Source organism: Pseudomonas sp. JR33AA (assembly GCF_021378985.1).
Taxonomy (GTDB): Bacteria; Pseudomonadota; Gammaproteobacteria; order Pseudomonadales; family Pseudomonadaceae; genus Aquipseudomonas; species Aquipseudomonas alloputida.
The window spans coordinates 449,118-471,644 of the sequence record NZ_JAJSAW010000001.1 but is presented as its reverse complement, the minus strand read 5'-3'; the positions used below and the strand labels follow the sequence as shown (position 1 = coordinate 471,644).

Annotated in this window: 19 protein-coding genes; 9 read left to right on the top strand and 10 right to left on the bottom strand. The window is 63.6% G+C overall.

Translation table 11 applies throughout. The features are described from left to right. Positions 1-80 precede the first annotated feature (80 nt). Positions 81-524 carry a cadmium resistance transcriptional regulator CadR gene (gene cadR, locus LVS58_RS02050; RefSeq protein WP_233689685.1) on the bottom strand — a complete coding sequence of 148 codons (444 nt, stop codon included), beginning with the start codon at positions 522-524 and terminating at the stop codon, positions 81-83. Positions 525-607: 83 nt separating this feature from the next. On the opposite strand from cadR, the gene LVS58_RS02045 reads away from it, so the two are divergent. The 5 genes from LVS58_RS02045 (at position 608) to LVS58_RS02025 (ending at position 7,799) form a co-directional block, all read left to right on the top strand. Continuing rightward, positions 608-2,860, top strand: coding sequence for a heavy metal translocating P-type ATPase (locus LVS58_RS02045; RefSeq protein ID WP_233689684.1), 2,253 nt, complete (start codon positions 608-610; stop codon positions 2,858-2,860). Between the two features lie 9 nt (positions 2,861-2,869). Next, on the top strand, positions 2,870-3,739 hold the full coding sequence (locus LVS58_RS02040; RefSeq protein WP_233689683.1) for a LysR family transcriptional regulator: 870 nt from the start codon (positions 2,870-2,872) through the stop codon (positions 3,737-3,739). A gap of 231 nt (positions 3,740-3,970) precedes the next feature. Continuing rightward, entirely contained in the window at positions 3,971-5,029 is a 1,059-nt protein-coding gene (locus LVS58_RS02035) for a putative 2-aminoethylphosphonate ABC transporter ATP-binding protein (protein WP_233689682.1), read from the top strand. A gap of 1 nt (position 5,030) precedes the next feature. After that, positions 5,031-6,755 carry a putative 2-aminoethylphosphonate ABC transporter permease subunit gene (locus LVS58_RS02030; RefSeq protein ID WP_233689681.1) on the top strand — a complete coding sequence of 575 codons (1,725 nt, stop codon included), beginning with the start codon at positions 5,031-5,033 and terminating at the stop codon, positions 6,753-6,755. 18 nt (positions 6,756-6,773) lie between these two features. Continuing rightward, positions 6,774-7,799, top strand: coding sequence for a putative 2-aminoethylphosphonate ABC transporter substrate-binding protein (locus LVS58_RS02025; protein ID WP_233689680.1), 1,026 nt, complete (start codon positions 6,774-6,776; stop codon positions 7,797-7,799). 135 nt (positions 7,800-7,934) lie between these two features. Here the strand turns inward: LVS58_RS02025 and LVS58_RS02020 are convergent, their stop codons facing one another. Continuing rightward, positions 7,935-9,299 (bottom strand): GTPase/DUF3482 domain-containing protein, encoded by a 1,365-nt coding sequence (locus LVS58_RS02020; RefSeq protein WP_233689679.1) that lies wholly within the window; start codon positions 9,297-9,299, stop codon positions 7,935-7,937. Further along, positions 9,292-10,683, bottom strand: a complete 1,392-nt coding sequence (locus tag LVS58_RS02015; RefSeq protein WP_233689678.1) for a DUF2868 domain-containing protein — start codon at positions 10,681-10,683, stop codon at positions 9,292-9,294. Before LVS58_RS02015 ends, LVS58_RS02020 begins: the two co-directional genes overlap by 8 nt. 54 nt (positions 10,684-10,737) lie before the next feature. Between LVS58_RS02015 and LVS58_RS02010 the strand changes: the two genes are divergently transcribed. Then, a complete protein-coding gene (locus LVS58_RS02010) occupies positions 10,738-11,253 on the top strand; it encodes a dihydrofolate reductase (RefSeq protein ID WP_233689677.1) in 516 nt (171 codons plus the stop codon). Positions 11,254-11,473: 220 nt separating this feature from the next. Here the strand turns inward: LVS58_RS02010 and LVS58_RS02005 are convergent, their stop codons facing one another. Then, on the bottom strand, positions 11,474-12,865 hold the full coding sequence (locus tag LVS58_RS02005; RefSeq protein ID WP_233689676.1) for an L-cystine transporter: 1,392 nt from the start codon (positions 12,863-12,865) through the stop codon (positions 11,474-11,476). Between the two features lie 246 nt (positions 12,866-13,111). On the opposite strand from LVS58_RS02005, the gene LVS58_RS02000 reads away from it, so the two are divergent. Then, entirely contained in the window at positions 13,112-14,167 is a 1,056-nt protein-coding gene (locus LVS58_RS02000) for a haloacid dehalogenase-like hydrolase (protein ID WP_233689675.1), read from the top strand. A gap of 144 nt (positions 14,168-14,311) precedes the next feature. On the opposite strand, the gene ilvD is transcribed toward LVS58_RS02000, so the two are convergent. After that, positions 14,312-16,153 carry a dihydroxy-acid dehydratase gene (gene ilvD / locus LVS58_RS01995; protein ID WP_233689674.1) on the bottom strand — a complete coding sequence of 614 codons (1,842 nt, stop codon included), beginning with the start codon at positions 16,151-16,153 and terminating at the stop codon, positions 14,312-14,314. Between the two features lie 270 nt (positions 16,154-16,423). After that, positions 16,424-17,620, bottom strand: coding sequence for a class I SAM-dependent rRNA methyltransferase (locus tag LVS58_RS01990; protein ID WP_233689673.1), 1,197 nt, complete (start codon positions 17,618-17,620; stop codon positions 16,424-16,426). 174 nt (positions 17,621-17,794) lie between these two features. On the opposite strand from LVS58_RS01990, the gene LVS58_RS01985 reads away from it, so the two are divergent. Both LVS58_RS01985 and mutM read left to right on the top strand, forming a co-directional pair. Further along, complete coding sequence (locus LVS58_RS01985) at positions 17,795-18,613, top strand: HDOD domain-containing protein (protein ID WP_233689862.1); 819 nt, start codon at positions 17,795-17,797, stop codon at positions 18,611-18,613. Positions 18,614-18,616: 3 nt separating this feature from the next. Next, on the top strand, positions 18,617-19,429 hold the full coding sequence (mutM, locus tag LVS58_RS01980; protein WP_233689672.1) for a bifunctional DNA-formamidopyrimidine glycosylase/DNA-(apurinic or apyrimidinic site) lyase: 813 nt from the start codon (positions 18,617-18,619) through the stop codon (positions 19,427-19,429). Positions 19,430-19,466: 37 nt separating this feature from the next. Here mutM and LVS58_RS01975 read toward each other — a convergent pair whose 3' ends face one another. The 4 genes from LVS58_RS01975 to LVS58_RS01960 form a co-directional block, all read right to left on the bottom strand. Next, positions 19,467-19,718, bottom strand: a complete 252-nt coding sequence (locus LVS58_RS01975; RefSeq protein ID WP_003249063.1) for a YfhL family 4Fe-4S dicluster ferredoxin — start codon at positions 19,716-19,718, stop codon at positions 19,467-19,469. Between the two features lie 101 nt (positions 19,719-19,819). Then, on the bottom strand, positions 19,820-20,305 hold the full coding sequence (gene coaD, locus LVS58_RS01970; protein WP_010955660.1) for a pantetheine-phosphate adenylyltransferase: 486 nt from the start codon (positions 20,303-20,305) through the stop codon (positions 19,820-19,822). A gap of 112 nt (positions 20,306-20,417) precedes the next feature. Beyond that, positions 20,418-22,016 (bottom strand): GMC family oxidoreductase, encoded by a 1,599-nt coding sequence (locus LVS58_RS01965; RefSeq protein WP_233689671.1) that lies wholly within the window; start codon positions 22,014-22,016, stop codon positions 20,418-20,420. Positions 22,017-22,036: 20 nt separating this feature from the next. Continuing rightward, positions 22,037-22,522 carry a twin-arginine translocation pathway signal protein gene (locus LVS58_RS01960; protein ID WP_233689670.1) on the bottom strand — a complete coding sequence of 162 codons (486 nt, stop codon included), beginning with the start codon at positions 22,520-22,522 and terminating at the stop codon, positions 22,037-22,039. Positions 22,523-22,527: the final 5 nt, after the last annotated feature.

Below are 22,527 nucleotides of genomic sequence, written 5' to 3'. Positions count from 1 at the left end.
CCCACTCCTACGGGGTACTGCACAGGCGCTAAGTCGTGCGCAGTCCCTGTAGGATCGGGTTCACCCGCGATGCTTTTGGCTCAATGCCCGTGACTCCGCCCCACATGCGAATGCTCGGTATCCGGCACCGATACCGCCCCGTTCGTCTCCAGTTGCTGCAAGATCGCGCATTCACTCCCCTGCGCGTTACAGCGCCGGCGCAGCTCCACCAGCTGCTCCTGCAATGCCGCCAAGCCATCGATCCGCGCCTGAACATGCTCGATATGCTCGTCGATCAGCGCATTGACGCTGCCGCACGAATCGTCCGGGCTGTCACGCAGGCGCAGGAGGCTGCGGATTTCGTCCAGGGTCATGTCGAGGGTGCGACAGTTGCGGATGAAGGTCAGCCGCTCAACATGGGCCTGGGTGTACAGCCGATAGTTGCCGTCGCTGCGGGCTGGCTCCGGCAGCAGGTTTTCACGCTCGTAGTAGCGGATGGTTTCCACCGCACAGTCGGTGGCTTTGGCCAGTTCTCCGATCTTCATCACTAAATCTCCAGCAAGTGGCTTGACCCTATAGTGGCTACAGGGTGTTCACTTGGCAACAGGCTCAATTTAAGGATGACCCCATGAACCAGCCTGTCAGCCACGAACACAAGCATCCGCACGATCACGCTCATGGCGATGACGACCATGACCATGCTGCCCACGGCCACAGCTGCTGTGGCGCCAAAGCCGCGCCGCCGCTGGTGCAACTGAGCGAAACGGCCAGTGCCCAGGCTCAACTCAGCCGTTTCCGCATCGATGCCATGGACTGCCCCACCGAGCAGACCCTGATTCAGGACAAACTGAGCAAGCTGGGCGGTATCGAACAGCTGGAATTCAACCTGATCAACCGCGTGCTTGGTGTGCGCCACACCATGGACGGCACCGCCCATATCGAGCGGGCTATCGACAGCCTGGGCATGAAGGCCGAACCGATTGCCGCCCAGGACGATGGCGCCGTCAGCGCGCCACAACCGGCCAAGGCCCGCTGGTGGCCACTGGCATTGTCGGGCGTCGCCGCGATCGCCGCCGAAATCGTGCACTTTGCTGCACTGGCCCCGGAGTGGGTGGTGGCGGGGCTGGCGCTTGCCGCGATCCTCGGATGCGGCCTGGGTACCTACAAGAAGGGCTGGATTGCCCTGAAAAACCGTAACCTCAACATCAATGCGCTGATGAGTATCGCCGTGACGGGGGCCGTGTTGATCGGCCAATGGCCGGAAGCGGCTATGGTGATGGTGCTGTTCACCGTTGCCGAACTGATCGAAGCGCGCTCGCTGGACCGTGCGCGCAATGCCATCGGCGGGTTGATGCAGCTGACCCCGGACATGGCTACGGTGCAGCAGGCCGATGGCCAGTGGCGCGAGCTGGACGTGCGTGAGGTGGCCATCGGCGCACTGGTGCGGGTGCGCCCCGGTGAGCGCATCGGCCTGGACGGTGAAGTGACCAGCGGGCATTCCAGCGTCGATCAGGCGCCGATCACCGGCGAAAGTCTGCCTGTGGAGAAGGGGGTGGGCGACAAGCTGTTCGCTGGCACCATCAACCAGGCGGGGGCGCTGGAGTTCCGCGTCACCGCCGCTGCCGGGCAGTCGACCCTGGCGCGGATCATCAAGGCCGTCGAGGAAGCGCAAGGCGCGCGGGCGCCTACCCAGCGCTTCGTCGACCGTTTCTCGCGCATCTACACTCCGGCGGTGTTCGCCATTGCCTTGGCCATGGCGGTGATACCGCCGGTGTTCATGGCTGGCGCCTGGTTCGATTGGGTTTACCGCGCCTTGGTGCTGCTGGTGGTGGCCTGCCCATGCGCGCTGGTGATCTCGACCCCGGTGACCATCGTCAGTGGCCTGGCCGCCGCTGCGCGCAAAGGCATCCTGATCAAGGGGGGCGTGTACCTGGAGGGTGGCCGCCACCTGGATTTCCTGGCCCTGGACAAGACCGGCACCATCACCCATGGCAAGCCTGTGCAGACCGACGCCAAGGTGCTGGCGCCGCTGTTCGAAGACCGTGCGCAAGCCTTGGCGGCCAGCCTGGGCGAGCGTTCGGACCACCCGGTGTCCCGCGCTATAGCCGAGTTCGGCAAGCAGCAAGGCCTGGCCTTGAGCGAGGTCGGTGACTTCGCCGCCCTGGCCGGGCGTGGCGTGCGTGGTGTCATCGCCGGTGAGGTCTACCACTTGGGCAACCACCGCCTGGTCGAGGAGCTGGGGCTGTGTTCGCCAGCGCTGGAGGCCCAGCTGGATGCGCTGGAGCGCCAGGGCAAGACCGTGGTCCTGCTGCTCGACCGATCCGGCCCTCTGGCACTGTTCGCCGTGGCCGACACGGTCAAGGACAGCAGCCGTCAGGCGATCGCCGAATTGCATCAACTGGGTATCAAGACTGTCATGCTGACCGGTGACAATCCGCATACTGCGCAGGCCATTGCCGCCGTGGTGGGGATCGACCGCGCCGAGGGCAACCTGTTGCCAGCCGACAAGCTGAAAACCATTGAGGTGTTGTACGACCAAGGCCACCGGGTGGGCATGGTCGGTGACGGCATCAACGACGCCCCGGCGCTGGCCCGCGCCGAAATCGGCTTTGCCATGGCTGCTGCCGGCACCGACACCGCCATCGAGACTGCCGATGTGGCGCTGATGGACGATGACTTGCGCAAAATCCCGGCCTTCGTCAGGCTGTCGCGCCAAAGTGCGGCGATCCTCATGCAGAACATCGTGCTGGCATTGGGCATCAAGGCGATATTTCTGGCGATCACCTTTGCCGGCATGGCCACGATGTGGATGGCGGTGTTCGCTGATATGGGCGTGAGCTTGCTGGTGGTGTTCAACGGCTTGCGCCTTTTGCGCAAATAGAGGACGTGCATGCTGAGTTCCGAGCTGAAGGCCTTCTACATGGTCGCCCGTCTGGGCAGCATCACCCAAGCGGCGAAGAAGCTTGGCCTCAGCCAGCCCACGGTGACCACGCAGATCCGCAGCCTGGAAGGCCAGTATGCAGTGGAGTTGTTCTACCGCGGCGGGCGTCGCCTGGTGTTGAGCGAGGAGGGCTTACGCCTGCTGCCGATGGTCAAGGCGCTGCTGCAGCAGGAAGCCGACATCGAGTTCGAGCTGCGCAACAGTGGCCAGGCCCAGGGCAGCCTGCGCATTGCGGCCACTGCGCCTTACTACATTCTCGACCTGGTAAAGATCTATCGCGAACGCTTGCCGCAGGTTGACGTGGCGGTGGAGATCGGCAACTCGCAGCAGGTACTGGAAATGCTCGAGGATTACCGAGTGGATATTGCCGCGTCGTCGCAATGGGTGGAGGACGCGCGGTTGGTGCGGCGGATACTGGGCACGGATCCTTTGGTGCTGGCGGTGCACCGCAACCACCCTTTGGCCCAACGCCAGACGGTGTCGATCGAGGTGGTGTCGGGGCATTGTCTGCTGATGCGCGAGAAGGGCTCGACCACACGCAAGCTGACCGAGCAGATGATGCAGGAGGCCGGGGTCAAGGCCGGTGCCCTGATGGAGATTGGCAGCCGCGAGTCGATCCGCGAAGCGGTGCTGCGCAATATCGGCATCAGCGTGATTGCCCGCCATGAGGTGCCGCACAACCCCGAACTCCGGGTGCTGGCGCTGGAAAATGCGCCGGTGATGCATGAGTACCTGTATTGCCTGAAGGAGCGGCGCCAGGCCCGGTTGCCAGCGGCATTCCTGGGGGTGGCGCAGGAAGTGGCCGGTTCGCAGTTCTAGATTTTTGCTGGCTTCTTCGCGGGTAAACCCGCTCCTACATTTCAGCGTACCCGCGTGCCTGCATTTTCCGCGAACATGCATGCCGTTGTAGGAGCGGGTTTACCCGCGAAGAGGCCGGCACAGGCCACTACTAAATCTGCCTATACCACTATCACCGGCTTTTGCCTCAAAGCCACATAACCTTCGCACAGCCTGCCTAGCATGGCCCCATCTCTTCGATGAGGCCATGCCATGAACCACACCACCCCCGGCGCACAGATAAAAGTGTGCAACATCCACAAGCGCTTCGGTGCCTTTACGGCGCTCAACGATGTCTCGCTGGACATCGCTGCGGGCGAACTGGTGTGCCTGCTCGGCCCGTCCGGTTGTGGCAAGACCACGCTGCTGCGCTGCATTGCCGGCCTGGAGCGCCAGGACCGCGGTACGCTGTACATCGGCGAACGCGATATCTCCGAGCTGTCACCCCAGGCGCGGGACTACGGCATCCTGTTCCAGTCCTATGCGCTGTTCCCCAACCTTACCGTCGAAGCCAATATCGCCTATGGCCTGACGGGCAGTGGCCGCGAGCAGGCCCGCCAGCGCGTGGCCGAAATGCTCGAACTGGTTGGCCTGTCTGGCAGCGAGAAGAAGTACCCAGGCCAGCTCTCCGGTGGCCAGCAGCAGCGTGTGGCCCTGGCCCGCGCGCTGGCTCCGTCGCCATCGCTGCTGCTACTCGATGAGCCGATGTCGGCGCTGGATGCCAGGGTGCGTGAGCATCTGTGCACCGAGCTGCGTCAACTGCAGCGCCAACTGGGTATCACCACCTTGATGGTTACCCACAACCAGGACGAGGCCATGTTGATGGCCGACCGCATTGCGGTGATGCACAACGGCCAGGTCGAGCAGTACGCCACCCCGCAGGAAATCTACGACCACCCGGCCACGCCGTTCGTTGCCGAGTTTGTCGGCCAGGGCAACTGGCTGCCGTTCCAGCGCAGCAGCGACAGCCATGCCCAGGTCGGTGACATGAACATGCGCCTGGCGCCGGGGGCAGCCCAGGCCAGCCGTGGCCGGCTGTTCTGCCGCCCGGAAGCGATCACGGTCAACCCGGTGGTGCACGAAGAAAACTTGTTCCCGGCCCTGGTCCGCGAAATCACGTTCCTCGGTAACCGCTGCCGCATGAGCTTTGAACTCAAGGCCCTGCCAGGGCATGCGCTGCTGGCCGAGCTGGCCCCCGAGGCCATGCCGCGCCTGGGCTCGCAGGACATCTGGGTGGCGTTGCCGCCGCAGAGCCTGCAGGTGTTCGCCTAAGATGGCCGCGCCAATGTCCCTGCCTTTGCGCCAGGCCAACGCCGCGCCGCGGGCTGGCATCGCCCTGGGCGACCGGCTGTTCGTCATCGGCGGCAAGAGCCTGCTGCTGATGCTGTTGGTGCTGGCCGTGCTGATGCCGTTGCTGGCGATCTTCTGGCGTGGTTTCAGTGGTGAAGCGGACCAGGGCGGTGGCTTGCTGGCGGCCCGTGAACTTTTCGCCAGCGCCAGCTTCCACTGGCTGCTTGGCAACAGCCTGTCGGTGGCCTTCACGGTCGCGGCCATTGTGGTACCGCTGGCCTATTTGTTCGCCTTTGCCCTGCAACGCACGTTGATCCCGGCCAAGGGCCTGTGGCGGGGGATTTCGCTGCTGCCATTGCTGGCACCGTCGATGCTGCCGGCCATCGCCCTGGTCTACCTGTTTGGCAACCAAGGCCTGCTGCGTGGGTTGCTCAGCGACAATATCTACGGCTTCTGGGGCATCGTACTGGGCGAGGCCATCTACACCTTCCCGCATGCGCTGATGATTCTGCTGTCGGCACTGTCACTGGCCGATGCTCGCCTGTTCGATGCAGCCTCCAGCATGGGGGCAGGCTCGTGGCGGGCGTTCACCAGCATCACCTGGCCGGCCTCGCGCCAGGCGGTATTCGCGGCGTTCTGCCTGGTATTCACGCTGACGATCACAGACTTCGGTGTACCAGTCGTGGTAGGGGGCGACTATCAAGTGCTGGCGCTGGAAGCCTACAAGGCGGTGGTGGGCCAGCAACAGTTCGGCCGTGGGGCGCTGATCGGCATGGTGCTGCTGTTGCCGGCCCTGTTCAGCTTTACCGTCGACGCCTGGCTGCGCCGACGCCAGGGCGCGGCCATGGGCGGCCGTGCCCAGGTGTTCGAACCCAAGCCATCACGCAGCCGCGATGCCTGCTTCCTGACCCTTGTACTGCTGGTGTGCGCGGCGTTGCTGTTGGTGATCGGTATGGCGGTGTACTCCTCGCTGGTCACGTTCTGGCCCTACAACCTGTCGTTGTCGCTGCGCCACTACATGTTCGAAGACACTGCTGGTGGCGGCTGGCTGGCCTACCGCAACAGCGTGACCATGGCCATTGGCACCGCGCTGATTGGCAGCATCGTGATCTTTACCGGCGCCTACCTGATGGAAAAGACCCAGGGCCAACGCCTGCTCAACCATGCGCTGCGCCTGTTCAGCTTCATCCCCATGGCTGTGCCGGGCCTGGTACTGGGCCTGGGCTACGTATTCTTCTTCAACTTGAACGGCAACCCGCTGCATGTGCTGTACGGCGGCATGGGGTTGCTGGTGCTGTGCACCATTGCCCATTACCTGACCACCGCGCAGATGACCGCGACCACTGCCCTGCGCCAGCTCGACGGCGAGTTCGAGGCCGCCGCGCTGTCGCTGAAAGCGCCGCTGTACAGGCACTTCCTGCGCGTGACCGTGCCGATTTGCCTGCCGGCACTGCTGGACATCATCCGTTACCTGTTCGTATCGGCGATGACCACCGTGTCGGCAGCGATTTTCCTGTACAGCCCCGACACGATCCTGGCTGCCGTTGCTGTGCTGAACATGGACGACGCCGGCAACGTTGGCGGCGCCGCTGCCATGTCCACCTTGATCCTGCTGACCAGTGCCGGCGCTTCACTGTTGCTGGCTGCAGCCTCGCGCGGCCTGCTGCGCCGCTCCCAAGCCTGGCGCGAACGCGCCGCGACCGTCTGACCTGTAAGGAACCTACCCATGCACAAGCACCTTGCCCTTGCCGCTGCCGTTTCTGCCGTGTTCAGCCTGCAGCCCTCTGCTGCTGCTACCCAGCTGACGGTCTACACCGCTCTGGAAGCCGAGCAGCTGAAAACCTACAAGCAGGCCTTCGAGAAAGCCAACCCGGATATCGAGATCAAGTGGGTGCGTGATTCCACCGGCATCATCACTGCCAAGCTGCTGGCGGAGAAAGCGCGCCCGCAAGCCGACGCTGTGTGGGGGTTGGCGGCATCGAGCCTGGCCATCCTCGATCAGAACGGCATGCTCGAAGCCTATGCACCCAAGGACCTGGGCAAGATCTCCGGCAATTATCGTGACGCCGCCAATCCGCCAGCCTGGGTCGGCATGGACGTGTGGGCCGCCACCCTTTGCTTCAACACCATCGAGGCCGAGAAACAGGGCCTGAGCAAGCCGGTGAGCTGGCAGGACCTGACCAAGCCTGAGTACAAAGGCAAGATTGTCATGCCCAATCCGGCCTCGTCCGGCACCGGCTTCCTGGATGTCAGTGCCTGGTTGCAAACCTTTGGCGAGCCGCAGGGCTGGGCCTACATGGATGCGCTGCACCAGAACATCGGCCAGTACGTTCATTCCGGCTCCAAACCGTGCAAGCTGGCGGCGGCGGGCGAGTTCCCGATCGGTATTTCGTTCGAATACCCGGCCGTGCAGCTCAAGCGCCAAGGCGCGCCGTTGGACATCGTGCTGCCAAAGGAGGGTTTGGGCTGGGAGATCGAGGCAACCGCCGTGATCAAAGGCTCACCCAAGGCAGATGCGGCCAAGCGCCTGGCCGATTTCTCGGCCAGTCCGGCGGCCATGGAACTGTACAAGGAAAACTTCGCCGTACTGGCCGCGCCGGGCATCGCCAAGCCGCAGACCGAGCTGCCGGCGGATTATGAGCAGCGGTTGATCAAGAACGACTTTGCCTGGGCTTCGAAAAACCGTGATCAGATTCTGGCCGAATGGCGCAAGCGCTATGACGGAAAGTCGGAGAAGGTGGCCCAGCAGTAACGCTTCACTGTTGCAGGGCTGGCCTCTTCGCGGGTAAACCCGCTCCTACACCGATTGGTGGTGGACATACATCTGTGGCTGTACACAGCCCGTCGTAGGAGCGGGTTTACCCGCGAAAGGGCCGGCCCTGCTGGCTCAAATCTGTGAAACCAGCGCCTCCAGCTGTTCCTGCCGCTCAGCCTGATTCAGCTTCGCCTCGGGATTCAGGGTGGACCACTGCGGGTGCGCCCGCGCCTTGACCAGCGCCTCCGGCAACTTGCCCTCGCGCCAGGCCTTTTCATCCAGCTCACCCAGCCTGATGCTGTCCTGCGCCGCATGCCCGCGGTTATCCAGCGCCACCATCAACTGCTGCTGACGCAAGGCCAGCAACCGCAATACCGTGTCGTCCACGGTCAGCTCGCGCTTGCCCTTGAGCTTGCCCATCAACCGTGACCCATAGTTGCGCGCTGTCTGCAGCGCGCCACCGGCAATCGCCCCGGCCAGTGCCGCTGCGCCGAGGGTAAGGCCACCAACCAGCAGATCGACCCCGGCACCCGCTGCCGCCCCCGCCGCCACACCGCTGCCCAAGCGCACGCCCAGCAGTTTCAACGTTTCCGGATTGAACAGGTCATCGCCCCAGCGGCCGTCCAGCAACGGCAGGTCGCTGGCATGGGCATCCTCGCGGCGGAAGGCATACAGCTTGAGCAAGGCTTCGACGCAGCGTTGTTCACGTTGGCGAATGTCCTGGCGCAGCGCCGCGATGGCCCGGGCTTCTGCCGCCGGTTCGGCCTCGACACTGCGTCGGCATGCAGCGCAATCGAGCAGCAGTTCGGCAATCAGGCGCTTGCCGCTGTGCCGGCGTGCCAAGCGCTGCGCCTGCTGGTCGTCGATCAGCCGTTGCAGCGCCGGGCGGGCGTTTTCCAGCAGCAGCGCCAGGCTTTCGTACAAGCGGCGCTCGCCATCCTCTGGCGGGGCCACGCTGTCGAACCGCACCAATGCGTGAAGCCCAAGCCGGGCAAGGGCTTCACGCCATTCAGGCTCGCGGTGCTGGCTGCTGGCGACGAAGTTGAGCACCGGCAGCAACGGCTTGCCGCAGTTGGCCAATACTTCCAATTCGTCGCGGTACTTGGCCAGCACCGGCTCGCGCGCATCGATCACATACAGGCCGGCATTACTGGCCAGCAACTGGCGTAATACCTTGGCCTCCTGCTCGAAACGCTGGCGCGCTTCGCTGCCTTGCAGAAAACGCTCCAGCCGGGCTGGGCCGTCCAGGCGCTCGCCAGGGCGTTCCAGACGTTCAAGGTAGTCGAGCAGGGCGATAGCATCTTCCAGGCCGGGCGTGTCGTACAGCTCCAGCAAGGGTTCACCGTCCACAGACAGTCGCGCACCTTCCACATGGCGGGTAGTGCTGGGGCGGTGGGACACTTCGCCAAAGCCGACGTCGCGGGTCAGGGTGCGCAGTAGCGAGGTTTTACCAACATTGGTATGGCCGACCACGGCCAGTTTCAGTGGCTCAGTCATGGCCATGCTCCAGCCAGGTCAGCGGTGAGGTGTCGGCATGTTGCAGGCCAAGGCGGTCAAGGGCTTCGTGCCAATCGCCCAGGCGCTCGGCATCGAGGGGCTGGCCTGGTGCAGCCTGCAGCAGCCAGATACGGGTTGCGCCGGCATTGCGCGCCAGTTCGGCGAGCAGCGCCAAACTGCCGCGGTCGGGCGAGCGGCGTGGGTCGCAGGCGATGGCCAGGCGTGCCGGCGGGAAGCGGCTGAGCTGTTCCAACAGCCGGTTGCGTGATTCGCGGCTGTCGAGCACGCCGGCATCGGTCACGCTTTTCGGCAGGGCGGGTGGCCAGGGGCGCTGGTCGTCCAGCTCCAGGCCCACCAGCAGGGCGCCGCTGCTGCCGCTTTCCAGCTGCCCGGCGGCAAACTGTGGCAAGGCTTGCGGGGCGGCGTCCTGCACGCCAATGCGCTCGCTGCGCGGCATCAGTGCCTCGCGCAGTTGCGCGTAGCCGGGCAGGCCCAGGTCCAGCGTCAGGCGTTCACGGCCCTGGCGCCAGCGCCACAGGCATAACCCGGCCAGCAGCAGGCGGGGCAGCAGGCCGTATACCAGCACCACGCCGAGCAGCCAGCTGGCCCAGGCCTGGCGTGCCATGTCCAGGGCCGGCAGGCTGGCGCCGCTGGCGCGGATCATGGCTTCGTCGGGCACGGCGAAGCCTAGCAACGAGGGGAGGGCGCCCAGCGCTTGGGTCAGGTGAATGAACGGCTCGGCGGCGAGCAGGGTGGTTTCCCAGACAAAGCCATAGCGCCGGGTCGCCAGCAAGGCCAGCAGCATGCCCAGTGCGGTAAGCATCGCCAACAGCCACAGGCCATGCACCAACAGGCCGAGCAGCCACCGATTGAGGCGTTGACGTTGCAGCAGCACCAGCAGCGCTGGCGCCAGGTGCGCGGCCTTGGCATCGCGGGCAAAGCGTTCGCTTAGCCACAGCCACAAGCGGCCCAGCCCTGCGCCCTGCTCGTTGCTCAGGGCAAAACCCATGGCCCAGCCCAGCAGCATCAACAGGTTCAGCCCGAGCAGGCTGCCCAGCGCCCAGAACACATTCACCGGGCGCTGCCCGTCACCGAGGGCGGCCAGCCCCAGGCCCGCGCCGCTGAGCACGGCCATCAGCAACAAGGCCAGCAGCGCCAGGCGCGCGCCCTGCTTCCAATGGCGCAGGGCGCCGGTCATGTCATCGCGCTCGGCCAGGAACAGCGCACGCGTTTCGATGCGCGTGGCCAAGTCGCCACCTAGCTGGCGGGCGTGGCGGTTGGCTTCCTGGTCTTCCAGCGGGCCGGCATGTTCTTCGCGCAGGCGTACCGCTTCGGTGAGCCAGCGCTTGTCCAGTGGCGTGGGTGCAGTCACAAGGTCTTCCATTGCACAGGTCAAGGCAGAAGCATAACCCACACGCCCGGTGCTATCCTCGCTGGCATGAATACATCACTCCCCCTCAGCCTGATCGCGGCTTATGCCGAGAACCGCGTGATCGGCATCGACAATTCCATGCCCTGGCATTTGCCGGGGGACTTCAAGTACTTCAAGGCCACCACCCTGGGCAAGCCGATCATCATGGGGCGCAAGACCTGGGACTCGCTGGGGCGGCCGCTGCCTGGGCGGTTGAACATCGTGGTCAGCCGCCAACCGGGGCTTGAACTGGCAGGTGCCGAGGTGTTTGCCTCGCTTGAAGAAGCGTTGGTGCGGGCCGAGCAGTGGGCGCGCCAGCAGGGCGTTGGAGAGCTGATGCTGATTGGCGGGGCGCAGCTGTATGGGCAGGCGCTGGAGAAGGGGCTGGTCAGCCGCATGTACCTGACGCGGGTTGAGTTGGCGCCAGAGGGGGATGCGTGGTTCCCGGCGTTTGATGAAGGGCAGTGGAGGCTGACTTCCAGCGAGGCACAGGCTGAGGAAGGTAAGCCGGTGTATCACTTTGAGGTTTGGGATAAGGGGTGAGATTGTTGGGGCTGCTTTGCAGCCCTTCGCGGGTGAACCCGCTCCTACAACGGCCTGTGTCCAACCCCCGATGAGTATCCACCACCCTGTAGGAGCGGGTTTACCCGCGAATACGATAGTGGCGGCAACGGTGAACGGCGGGTGAGAATTGGCCAGCAGGCCTGGCCCTTTCGCGGGTGAACCCGCTCCTACGGGGGGCGCAACGCGCCCCGGCGATCTGTCAGGTGTGGCTCAGCTCGGCATGTTCATCACCAGCCAGCACTTCCTTGTCTGTCTCTTTCAACAGCTGGCTGGTGACAACGCCCGCCGTCATCGAACCGTTCACGTTCAATGCCGTACGGCCCATGTCGATCAGCGGCTCCACCGAAATCAGCAACGCCACCAGTTCCACCGGCAGGCCCATGGCGGGTAGCACGATCAGCGCGGCAAAGGTGGCACCGCCGCCCACGCCGGCAACCCCTGCAGAGCTCAGCGTGACGATGGCCACCAGGGTGGCGATCCACAGCGGGTCGAAGGTGTCGATGCCTACCGCTGGCGCGACCATCACCGCCAGCATGGCAGGATAGAGCCCGGCGCAGCCGTTCTGGCCAATGGTGGTGCCGAACGATGCGCTGAAGCTGGCGATCGATTGCGGCACCCCCAGACGGCGGGTTTGTGCTTCGATGTTCAGCGGAATGCTGGCGGCGCTGGAGCGGCTGGTGAAGGCGAAGGTCAGCACCGGCCACACCTTGCGGAAGAAGCGCAGCGGGCTCACGCCAGTGACGGCGAGGATGATGCCATGCACCACGAACATCAACCCCAGGCCCAGGTACGACACCACCACGAAGCTGCCCAGCTTGAGGATGTCCTCCATGTTGGAACTGGCAATTACCTTGGTCATCAACGCCAGCACGCCGTAGGGGGTCAGCTTCATCACCACCCGCACCAGGCGCATCACCCAGGCCTGCAGGGTGTCGATGGCCGACAGGGCGCGCTCGCCCCTCTCGGCATCGTCCTTGATCAACTGCAGCGCGGCCAGGCCGAGGAACACGGCGAAGATCACCACGCTGATGATCGAGGTCGGCTTGGCCCGCGCCAGGTCGCCTACCGGGTTGCTGGGGATGAACGACAGCAGCAGTTGCGGGATGTTGAGGTCGGCGACCTTGCCCGCGTAGTCACTGTGGATAACCTGCATGCGTGCGCTTTCCTGGGCACCGGCCACCAGGCCTTCGGCGCTGAGGGCGAACAGGTTGGTCAACACAATGCCGATCAGGGCGGCAATGGCCGTGGTCAGCAGCAGGGTGCCGATGCTCAGCACGCTGATGCGGCCCAGCGAAGAGGCATTGTGCAAACGTGCCACGGCACTGAGTATCGAGGCGAAGATCAGCGGCATGACGATCATCTGCAACAGGCCGACATAGCCGTTGCCGACCAGATCGAGCCAGGCAATGGTTGCCTTGAGCACGGGGTGGCCAGCGCCATAGATCGTGTGCAGCACAAGGCCAAAGACCACGCCCAGCACCAGGCCGAGCAGTACCTTCTTGGCCAGGCTCCAGTCGGTGCGGCGGGTTTGTGCCAGGCCCAGCAAAAGGGCCAGGAGCGCCAGCAGGTTGAGTGACAGCGGCAGATTCATTGAAGCTCCAGCAGAAAAAAAAGCAGAAGTGGCATCGCCTCTTTGAGCGATTGCGAACGGAAATGCTAACAGCCTGAAAACAAACGAATTTATACCCAAATGGAATTTGCATAGTCGTTTATGGAATAACGGGATGTCGCAGATTGCAATGAACAAGGCGTTTGCGGCTGCCTGGAGGTCGTTATCGGGGGCTTGCAGTGGGGATTGTTGCACTAGCGTTTCTGGGTCATTTCAGGAGATTCGTACATGAAAGTCGCTGTGAAAGCCGCCGCCATTGGCCTGTCCCTGCTGTTCAGTATCGAAACCTTCGCCACGGAGCTCAAACACTGGCCTGCTGAAGCGGCCAAACAGCTCGATAGCATGATCGCCGCGAACGCCAATAAAGGTAACTACGCGGTGTTCGACATGGACAACACCAGTTACCGCTATGACCTGGAAGAAGCCTTGCTTCCGTTTATGGAAAACAAGGGTCTGCTTAGCCGCGACAAGCTCGACCCTTCGTTGAAGCTGATGCCGTTCAAGGACACTGCCGAGCACAAGGAAAGCCTGTTCAGTTATTACTACCGGCTGTGTGAAATCGATGACATGGTCTGCTACCCGTGGGTAGCCCAGGTATTCTCCGGCTTTACCTTGCAGGAGCTGAAGCTGCAGGTGGATGAGCTGATGGCTTCGACCAAGCCGATCCCCAGCACCTATTACGAAGGCGACCAGGTCAAGGCCATCGAGGTTCAGCCGCCCAAGGTCTTCAAGGGCCAGGCCGAGCTGTACAACAAGCTGATGGAGAACGGCATCGAGATCTATGTGATTTCGGCGGCCTCCGAAGAGCTGGTGCGCATGGTCGCCTCGGACCCCAAGTATGGTTACAACGTGAAGCCCCAGAATGTGATTGGCGTGAGCCTGCTGCTCAAGGACCGCGCCAGCGGACAGCTGACCACTGCGCGCAAGCAGATCAGTGCCGGGCACTACGATGCCAAGGCTAACGAGGGCCTGGAACTGACCCCTTACCTGTGGACCCCGGCCACCTGGATGGCAGGCAAGCAGGCGGCGATCCTTACCTACATCGATGAATGGAAGAAACCGGTGCTGGTGGGCGGCGATACCCCAACCAGCGATGGCTACATGCAGTTCCACGGGGTGGATGTGGGCAAAGGCGGTATCCACCTGTGGATAAATCGTAAGGCCAAGTACATGGACCAGCTCAACGGGATGATCGCCAAAAATGCGGCGGCGCAGGCCAAGGAAGGGTTGCCGGTGACGGCAGACAAGAACTGGGTGATCGTCACGCCGGAGCAGATTCAGTAAATCTTGCCCTACCTGTGCTGGCCCCTTCGCGTGCACGCCCCACTGTGCGGTCCCTGTGGGAGCGGGCGTGCCCCGAAGAGGCCGGTACAGGCATAAAAAAACCGGCGCCAGGGGCGCCGGTTTTTATTTCACGCTAAAAGCACCTCAGAGCCCTTCGAGCATCGCCTTGTTACGCACTGCGCCTTTGTCGGCACTGGTGGCCAGCAGCGCATAGGCCTTGAGTGCAGTGGTCACCTTGCGTGGACGGGCCTCGGCTGGCTTCCAGCCCTTTTTGTCCTGCTCGACGCGGCGTTGCGCCAGCTCTTCATCGCTGACCAGCAGGTTGATCGAACGGTTAGGGATGTCGATCAGTACCTTGTCGCCGTCGCGCACCAGGCCGATGGCACCGCCCGCTGCGGCCTCTGGCGAGGCGTGGCCGATCGACAGGCCCGAGGTACCGCCTGAGAAGCGGCCGTCGGTGAGCAGGGCGCAGGCCTTGCCCAGGCCTTTGGATTTGAGGTACGAGGTCGGGTACAGCATTTCTTGCATGCCCGGGCCGCCTTTCGGGCCTTCGTAGCGGATGATGACGATGTCGCCGGCTTTCACCTCGTCGGCGAGGATGCCGCGCACGGCGCTGTCCTGGCTTTCGAAGATCTTCGCGGTGCCCTCGAACACGTGGATCGACTCGTCCACACCGGCCGTTTTGACCACGCAGCCATCCAGTGCGATGTTGCCGTACAGCACGGCCAGGCCGCCCTCTTGCGAGTAGGCGTGTTCGAAGCTGCGGATACAGCCGTTTTCACGGTCGTCGTCGAGGGTTTCCCAACGGGTCGACTGGCTGAATGCGGTTTGGGTCGGGATACCGGCAGGGCCGGCCTTGAAGAAGGTGTGCACCGCTTCGTCATCGGTCTGGGTGATGTCCCATTTGGCGATGGCTTCTTCCATGCTGCGGCTGTGCACGGTCGGCAGGTCGGTGTGCAGCAGGCCGCCACGGGCCAGCGAACCGAGGATGCTGAAGATGCCGCCGGCACGGTGGACGTCTTCCATGTGGTACTTCTGGATGTTCGGCGCCACTTTGCACAGCTGCGGCACTTTGCGGGACAGGCGGTCGATGTCGCGCAGGTCGAACGCCACTTCACCTTCCTGTGCGGCGGCCAGCAGGTGCAGGATGGTGTTGGTCGAACCGCCCATGGCGATGTCCAGCATCATGGCGTTTTCGAATGCCTTGAAGTTGGCGATGCTGCGTGGCAGTACCGACTCGTCATTCTCGCCGTAGTAGCGCTTGCACAGTTCGACGATGGTGCGGCCAGCCGTGAGGAACAGCTGCTCGCGGTCAGCGTGCGTGGCCAGGGTCGAACCGTTGCCCGGCAGGGCCAGGCCCAGGGCCTCGGTCAGGCAGTTCATCGAGTTGGCGGTGAACATGCCGGAGCACGAACCGCAGGTCGGGCAGGCGCTGCGCTCGTATTCGGCGACTTTCTCGTCGGAGGCCGTGGAGTCGGCCGCGATGACCATGGCATCGACCAGGTCCAGGCCGTGGCTGGCCAGCTTGGTCTTGCCGGCTTCCATCGGGCCGCCGGAAACGAAGATTACCGGGATGTTCAGGCGCAGGGCGGCCATCAGCATGCCGGGGGTGATCTTGTCGCAGTTGGAGATGCAGACGATGGCGTCAGCGCAGTGCGCATTGACCATGTACTCCACGGCGTCGGCAATGATTTCGCGGCTTGGCAGCGAGTACAGCATGCCGTCGTGGCCCATGGCGATGCCGTCATCGACCGCGATGGTGTTGAATTCCTTGGCCACGCCACCGGCGCGTTCGATTTCGCGGGCCACCAGCTGGCCCAGGTCCTTCAGGTGCACATGGCCCGGTACGAACTGGGTGAACGAGTTGGCGATGGCGATGATCGGTTTCTTGAAGTCTTCGTCCTTCATCCCGGTGGCGCGCCACAGGGCACGGGCGCCGGCCATGTTGCGGCCTTGGGTGGAAGTCTTGGAACGATAATCAGGCATGAAACACTCCTGGCGGCTTAATCAGGTCACAAATAGGGGAGTGAGCTTCTCTTGTCCTTTGCGCCGCAGGCCGGTTGCCACTGGCACGGATGGGGCCAAGACGGCGCGGGATCGCCGCGTGCTTGACCAGAGCTCATAAACCCGCCGGGGATGACTGGCGATGAATAGGCCGATTCTACACCGCTGGCGCGGCGAGGGAATGCAGATGTGGATGGTTGGCGGGGGGATTGCGGCAGGAAAGGGCCGCTGGGCGGCCCTTTTTGGCAGATATCAGCTGTTCGGCAGTAACCGGCAGATGATGCTTTTGATGTAGCGGGTTTCGGCGATGGCCGGGTGTACCGGGTGATCCGGGCCCTGACCGCCTCGCTCGAGCAGCTGCATGTTGCGGTCCAGGTGGCGGGCACTGGTCAGCAGGATGTTGTTCAGGTCGTCCTCGGGCAGGTGCATCGAGCACGAGGCGCTGACGAGGATGCCGTCCTTGTTCAGCATGCGCATGGCTTGCTCGTTCAGGCGACGGTAGGCCGCTTCGCCGTTTTTCAGGTCTTTCTTGCGCTTGATGAAGGCAGGTGGGTCGGCAATGATCACGTCGAAGCGTTCTTCGGCCGCCTTGAGCTCGCGCAGGGCTTCGAACACGTCGCCTTCGATGCAGGTCAGCTTCTCGCTGATGCCGTTCAGTGCAGCGTTACGCTCCACGCCGTCCAGGGCAAAGCCCGAGGCATCGACACAGAACACTTCGCTGGCGCCGAAGGCACCGGCCTGTACGCCCCAGCCGCCGATATAGCTGAACAGGTCGAGTACACGCTTGCCCTTCACGTACGGTGCCAGGCGCGCGCGGTTCATGCGGTGGTCGTAGAACCAGCCGGTCTTCTGGCCTTCGCGCACCGGGGCTTCGAACTTGACACCGTTCTCTTCCAGCGGCACCCAGTCCGGCACTTCGCCGTAGACGGTCTCGACATAGCGCTGCAGCCCTTCGGCGTCGCGCGCAGCGGAATCGTTCTTGAACAGGATGCCGCTGGGCTTGAGCACCTGCACCAGTGCGGCGATCACGTCATCCTTGTGCGCTTCCATGGTGGCCGAGGCCAGCTGCACCACGAGGATATCGAAGAATCGGTCGACCACCAGGCCTGGAAGCAGGTCGGAGTCACCGTAGACCAGGCGGTAGCACGGCTGGTCGAACAGGCGCTCGCGCAGCGACAGGGCGACGTTCAGGCGGTGTACCAGCAGCGACTTGTCCAGCGGCAGCTTGATGTCGCGTGACAGCAGGCGGGCGCAGATCAGGTTGTTCGGGCTCAGTGCGACGATGCCCAGCGGCTTGCCGTTGGCTGCCTCGAGAATGGCCTGCTGACCCGCCTGGAAGCCTTGCAGAGGGGTCGCGCTGACATCGACTTCGTTGCTGTAGACCCACAGGTGGCCGGCGCGCAGGCGGCGGTCGGCATTGGCTTTGAGGCGAAGGCTGGGCAGGGACATGACGTCGCTCCGGGAAAAAGAGCGGGATTATAGCGTGTCTGCAGTGCTTTAGCTTTTCAGGTCTGGTGCCGGGGGGCGCTTAGAGGGTTAAAATCCCCCGTCCTAAACGAGTGTGTACGTATGTCCCAAGAACTCAGCGCCGAACAGATCCAGCAAGCCTTGCAAGGCATCACCATCCCGCCTCAACCGCAGATCATGGTCGATCTGCAGTTCGAGCAGTACATGCCTGACCCAGACCTGGAAACCATCGCCAAGCTGATTTCCCAGGACCCGGGCCTGTCTGGCGCCTTGCTCAAGCTGGTCAACTCTGCGCACTTCGGCTTGTCCAACAAGATCGGTTCGATCCAGCGTGCGGTGAACCTGCTGGGGAGCCGTTCGATCATCAACCTGATCAACGCCCAGTCGATCAAGGGCGAGATGAGTGACGAGACCATCGTTACCCTCAACCGCTTCTGGGATACCGCCCAGGACGTCGCGATGACCTGCCTGACGCTGGCCAAGCGAACCGGCGTACAGGCGGCGGACGAGGCCTATACCCTTGGTCTCTTCCATGACTGTGGCGTGCCGTTGATGCTCAAGCGCTTCCCCAATTACATGGATGTGCTGGAAGAGGCATACGCCACGGCCGACGAAGAAACACGCGTGGTCGATACCGAGAACCGCACGTTCAACACCAACCATTCAGTGGTCGGCTACTTCACAGCCAAATCCTGGCGCTTGCCCGAGCACCTCAGTGCGGCTATCGCCAACCACCACAATGCCTTGGCCGTGTTCCGCGACGACACCTCGCGCAATACCCAGAGCCAGCTGAAAAACCTGCTGGCGGTGCTGAAGATGGCCGAGCATATCTGCGCGTCCTACCGTGTGCTGGGCAACCAGGTGGTGGACCACGAATGGAATGTGGTCGGCCCGTTGGTGCTCGATTACATTGGTTTGTCGGAATACGATTTCGAAAACCTCAAGCAGAACATTCGCGAGTTGGGCGGACACTGACACATGCCGGAATTGCCAGAAGTAGAAACCACCCGGCGCGGTATTGCGCCACACCTGGAAGGCCAGCGCGTCAGCCGTGTGGTAGTACGCGACCGGCGCCTGCGCTGGCCGATTCCGGAAGACCTCGATGTACGCCTGTCAGGGCAGCGCATCGTCAGCGTGGAGCGACGCGCCAAGTACCTGTTGATCAATGCCGAAGTGGGTACGCTGATCAGCCACTTGGGCATGTCGGGCAACCTGCGGCTGGTCGAGCTGGGCTTGCCGGCGGCCAAGCATGAGCATGTCGACATCGAGCTGGAGTCCGGGCTGATGCTGCGCTACACCGACCCACGCCGCTTTGGTGCCATGCTGTGGAGCCTGGACCCTCTGAACCATGAACTACTGCTGCGCCTGGGGCCTGAGCCGTTGACCGACCTGTTCGACGGTGAACGGCTGTTCCAGCTGTCCCGCGGGCGGTCGATGGCGGTCAAGCCGTTCATCATGGACAACGCGGTGGTGGTGGGGGTGGGCAACATCTACGCCACAGAGGCGCTGTTTGCCGCCGGTATCGACCCGCGCCGGGCGGCGGGCGGGATTTCCAGGGCGCGCTACCTGAAGCTGGCGACCGAGATCAAGCGGGTGCTGGCGGCGGCTATCGAGCAGGGCGGTACCACCCTGCGCGACTTTATCGGTGGCGACGGGCAGCCGGGGTACTTTCAGCAGGAACTGTTTGTGTACGGGCGTGGCGGGCAGCCGTGCAAGGTATGCGGCACCGAGTTGCGCGAAGTGAAGCTGGGGCAGAGGGCGAGCGTTTACTGCCCGCGCTGCCAGCGCTGAACGCGGGAGCGGCCGCGTTCACAACGTACAGCCGCGCTCAGCCCTTGCCAGTAATTCGGCGATACTTGGCCATCAGCTGTTCTTCGGTTTCCGGGTGCGCTTCATCCAGTGGGATGCAGTCGACCGGGCAGACCTGCTGGCACTGCGGCTCGTCGTAATGGCCTACGCACTGGGTGCACAGGTTAGGGTCGATCACGTAGATCTCTTCGCCTTGGGAGATAGCCTCGTTCGGGCACTCGGGTTCGCAGACGTCGCAATTGATGCAATCGTCGGTGATGATCAGGGACATGGGGGCTCCGGCCGGGGCTCACAGCCCGGGCATGTTCAACGCAATGGGCACAATTGTGCCGCATTCGCGCCCGCAGTGCACGCGGGCGCGACAATCAGGCGTCAGGCTTGCTTCTTGAAGCGTTCAGTCAGTGCGTCGGCCACCACCGGGTGGACGAACTTGCTGATGTCACCGCCCAGCGCAGCTATCTCCCGGACCAGGGTCGAGGAAATGAACGAATAACGCTCCGACGGCGTCAGGAACAGGCTCTCGACATCGGGGGCCAGTTGCCGGTTCATGTTCGCCAGCTGGAACTCGTACTCGAAGTCGGACACCGCACGCAGGCCTCGCAGGAAGACGTTGGCGCCCTGTTCCTTGGCGAAATGCGCCAACAGGGAAGAGAAGCCGATGACTTCGACATTGGGCAGGTGCTTGGTGACCTCACGGGCGAGCTCAACCCGTTGTTCCAGTGGGAACAAGGGGTTTTTCTTGGGGCTGGCCGCCACCGCGATGATCACGTGGTCGAATAGCCGCGAAGCGCGCTCGACCAGATCGCCATGGCCTTTGGTAATGGGGTCGAAAGTACCCGGGTACAACACTCGGTTCATCGCGTCATCCTGGCTGGAGTGCGTTGGGGAGTCGGATGGTAGCGCAGCGACGGCGCCCCGGCCAAGTCATGCGGCCGACTGATGGCACTATAGACAGGGGCCATGTTCGTTGTCATGCGCTGTGTGCCAGGCGACTGACCAGTGCTTCGCTGAGCCTGGCGCTGATGGCATACACCGACAACTGCGGGTTGGCGCCGATACTGGTGGGGAACAGCGAGCCGTCGTGAATCGACAGGTTTTCCAGCTGGTGATGGCGCCCCAGGCTGTCGCACACCGCCTGACGCGGATCTTCGCCGAAGGCGCAGCCGCCCATTACATGGGCGCTGCCCAAGCGCGTGCGGAAGGGTTCCAGGCGCAGTTTGTCGATCATGGCCAGGGCCTGTTCCAGGCTAGAGGCGGCGCTGGCGTCGCCGTGCACCGGGGTTACCTGGGTGGCGCCAGCGGCGAACTGCACGTGCGCCATGCTGCGGTAGGCGCGCCGCAAGCCATCGCGCAGGTAGTCGGTGACCGGGTAATCGAGCACGGGTGAACCATCGCCGCGCAGTTCCACGGCCCCGCCAGGGCTTTCGGGGTGAAAACCATCGCGTAGCAGCGCCAGCATCACATGGGTATGTGGCAGCTCGGCCATGCGCTGGGCATTCTCGGGGCCGTGCCCGCCCAGCAGGGTGCTGGCCAGGGCCGGGTGCAGCGGCGGTACTTCCAGCTTGTAGCCAACCGGACCGTCTGCGCCGCCTTGCCACTGGAAGTGATCGCTGTAGATCGACTGCGGGGCGCCATGGTAGGGGTCGATACGCTCGCTGAAGCGCGCCGCACTGAAGTTGACCAGGTGCAGGAAGGTTCGCTTGCCCAGGCGACCGTGCGGGTCGGGCGCGGCAGAGCGCAGCAGCAGGGCCGGGCTGTTGATACCGCCACCGGCCAGGAGGAAATGGCGTGCCCGCACGCTGACCTGCCTGCCGGTGGGGTGTACGCCTTGGGCGTCCATGGCCTGGCATGTCAGGCTCTGAATGCGTTCGCCGTTGTGGGTGAAGCGCTCGGCCCGCGCCAGGTACAGCAGTTCGCCGCCTTGCTCGAGGGTGGCGGGTATACGGGTCACCAGCATCGATTGTTTGGCGTTCACCGGGCAGCCCATGCCGCAGTAGCCCAGGTTCCAGCAGCCGCGCACGTTGCGCGGGATCACCGCCCAGCGGTAGCCCAGCTGTTCGCAGCCCCGGCGCAGCACATCGTTGTTGGCATTCGGCGGCAAGGCCCAAGGGCTGATGCCCAGCTCCTGCTCCATGCGCTCGAACCAGGGGCGCAGTTCATCCTCGCCCAAACCGTTCACGCCATGGACCGAGGCCCAGTGCGCCAGGGTTTGCGGCGGGGTACGAAAGCTCGATGTCCAGTTCACCAGCGTGGAGCCGCCCACGGCGCGACCCTGCAGGATGGTAATGGCGCCATCCTTGCTCATGCGCCCTAGCCCTTCCTGGTACAGACTTGCGTAGGCTTCGCTCTCCAACAGGTGGAAATCGCTACTGGTTTTCAGGGGGCCTTCTTCGATCAGCAGTACCTTGAAACCGGCAGCGCTGAGCATCTGCGCGCTGGTGGCGCCGCCGGCACCACTGCCAATCACGGCAATGTCGGCCTCCAGAAACAGGTCGTGCTCCAGGCGCGAGGCGTCGTGGGTGATCCAGCCGCGTTCGAGGCCTTGGCGAAACGGGTCGGGGACAGGCATTGGCGATGCTCTTGTTGTTTTCAGATTTTCGGTGGCCCCGGGTAACCGCAGTCTGCCCAGGATTCGGGGCGTTCGTACCAGGCCATTTGCAGCAGTTGCAGCAACGAGGCGTGTCCCATGCGTAGCAGGTTCAGCGAGCTGTCCTGCCAACGCTGCAGGAACGCCGTGACCTGCGTGGCGCCAGCTTGGCCCCAGCTGCCCCAGACGCCGGTCAGCGGGCCGCGGGTCAGCGGCAGGCTGAGCACGTCGAACAATTGCCGGGTGAGCTTGAGCATTTCCGGCGACAACGCCGCCAGCTTGTTGTCGAGGCTGCGCAACACCGATGCCTCAGTGGCCTGTGTACCGGCCAGGACCACCGGGATCAGCGCACGCAGCAGTGGCAGGTCGTCATCACGCAGTATCTGATAGCCGGTCGCGGCTGTTTGCACGCTGCACCCCACCAGGCTGGCACCCGCCAGAAAAGCACTGGCGCCGAGGCTGAAACGCAGCAGGTCGCGGCGGTGCATGGTGC

Bases quoted from the DNA above. Each gene is read 5' to 3' on its own strand.
- cadR (WP_233689685.1), bottom strand. From the start codon at position 524: ATGAAGATCGGAGAACTGGCCAAAGCCACCGACTGTGCGGTGGAAACC.
- LVS58_RS02045 (WP_233689684.1), top strand. From the start codon at position 608: ATGAACCAGCCTGTCAGCCACGAACACAAGCATCCGCACGATCACGCT.
- LVS58_RS02040 (WP_233689683.1), top strand. From the start codon at position 2,870: ATGCTGAGTTCCGAGCTGAAGGCCTTCTACATGGTCGCCCGTCTGGGC.
- LVS58_RS02035 (WP_233689682.1), top strand. From the start codon at position 3,971: ATGAACCACACCACCCCCGGCGCACAGATAAAAGTGTGCAACATCCAC.
- LVS58_RS02030 (WP_233689681.1), top strand. From the start codon at position 5,031: ATGGCCGCGCCAATGTCCCTGCCTTTGCGCCAGGCCAACGCCGCGCCG.
- LVS58_RS02025 (WP_233689680.1), top strand. From the start codon at position 6,774: ATGCACAAGCACCTTGCCCTTGCCGCTGCCGTTTCTGCCGTGTTCAGC.
- LVS58_RS02020 (WP_233689679.1), bottom strand. From the start codon at position 9,299: ATGACTGAGCCACTGAAACTGGCCGTGGTCGGCCATACCAATGTTGGT.
- LVS58_RS02015 (WP_233689678.1), bottom strand. From the start codon at position 10,683: ATGGAAGACCTTGTGACTGCACCCACGCCACTGGACAAGCGCTGGCTC.
- LVS58_RS02010 (WP_233689677.1), top strand. From the start codon at position 10,738: ATGAATACATCACTCCCCCTCAGCCTGATCGCGGCTTATGCCGAGAAC.
- LVS58_RS02005 (WP_233689676.1), bottom strand. From the start codon at position 12,865: ATGAATCTGCCGCTGTCACTCAACCTGCTGGCGCTCCTGGCCCTTTTG.
- LVS58_RS02000 (WP_233689675.1), top strand. From the start codon at position 13,112: ATGAAAGTCGCTGTGAAAGCCGCCGCCATTGGCCTGTCCCTGCTGTTC.
- ilvD (WP_233689674.1), bottom strand. From the start codon at position 16,153: ATGCCTGATTATCGTTCCAAGACTTCCACCCAAGGCCGCAACATGGCC.
- LVS58_RS01990 (WP_233689673.1), bottom strand. From the start codon at position 17,620: ATGTCCCTGCCCAGCCTTCGCCTCAAAGCCAATGCCGACCGCCGCCTG.
- mutM (WP_233689672.1), top strand. From the start codon at position 18,617: ATGCCGGAATTGCCAGAAGTAGAAACCACCCGGCGCGGTATTGCGCCA.
- LVS58_RS01975 (WP_003249063.1), bottom strand. From the start codon at position 19,718: ATGTCCCTGATCATCACCGACGATTGCATCAATTGCGACGTCTGCGAA.
- coaD (WP_010955660.1), bottom strand. From the start codon at position 20,305: ATGAACCGAGTGTTGTACCCGGGTACTTTCGACCCCATTACCAAAGGC.
- LVS58_RS01965 (WP_233689671.1), bottom strand. From the start codon at position 22,016: ATGCCTGTCCCCGACCCGTTTCGCCAAGGCCTCGAACGCGGCTGGATC.
- LVS58_RS01960 (WP_233689670.1), bottom strand. From the start codon at position 22,522: ATGCACCGCCGCGACCTGCTGCGTTTCAGCCTCGGCGCCAGTGCTTTT.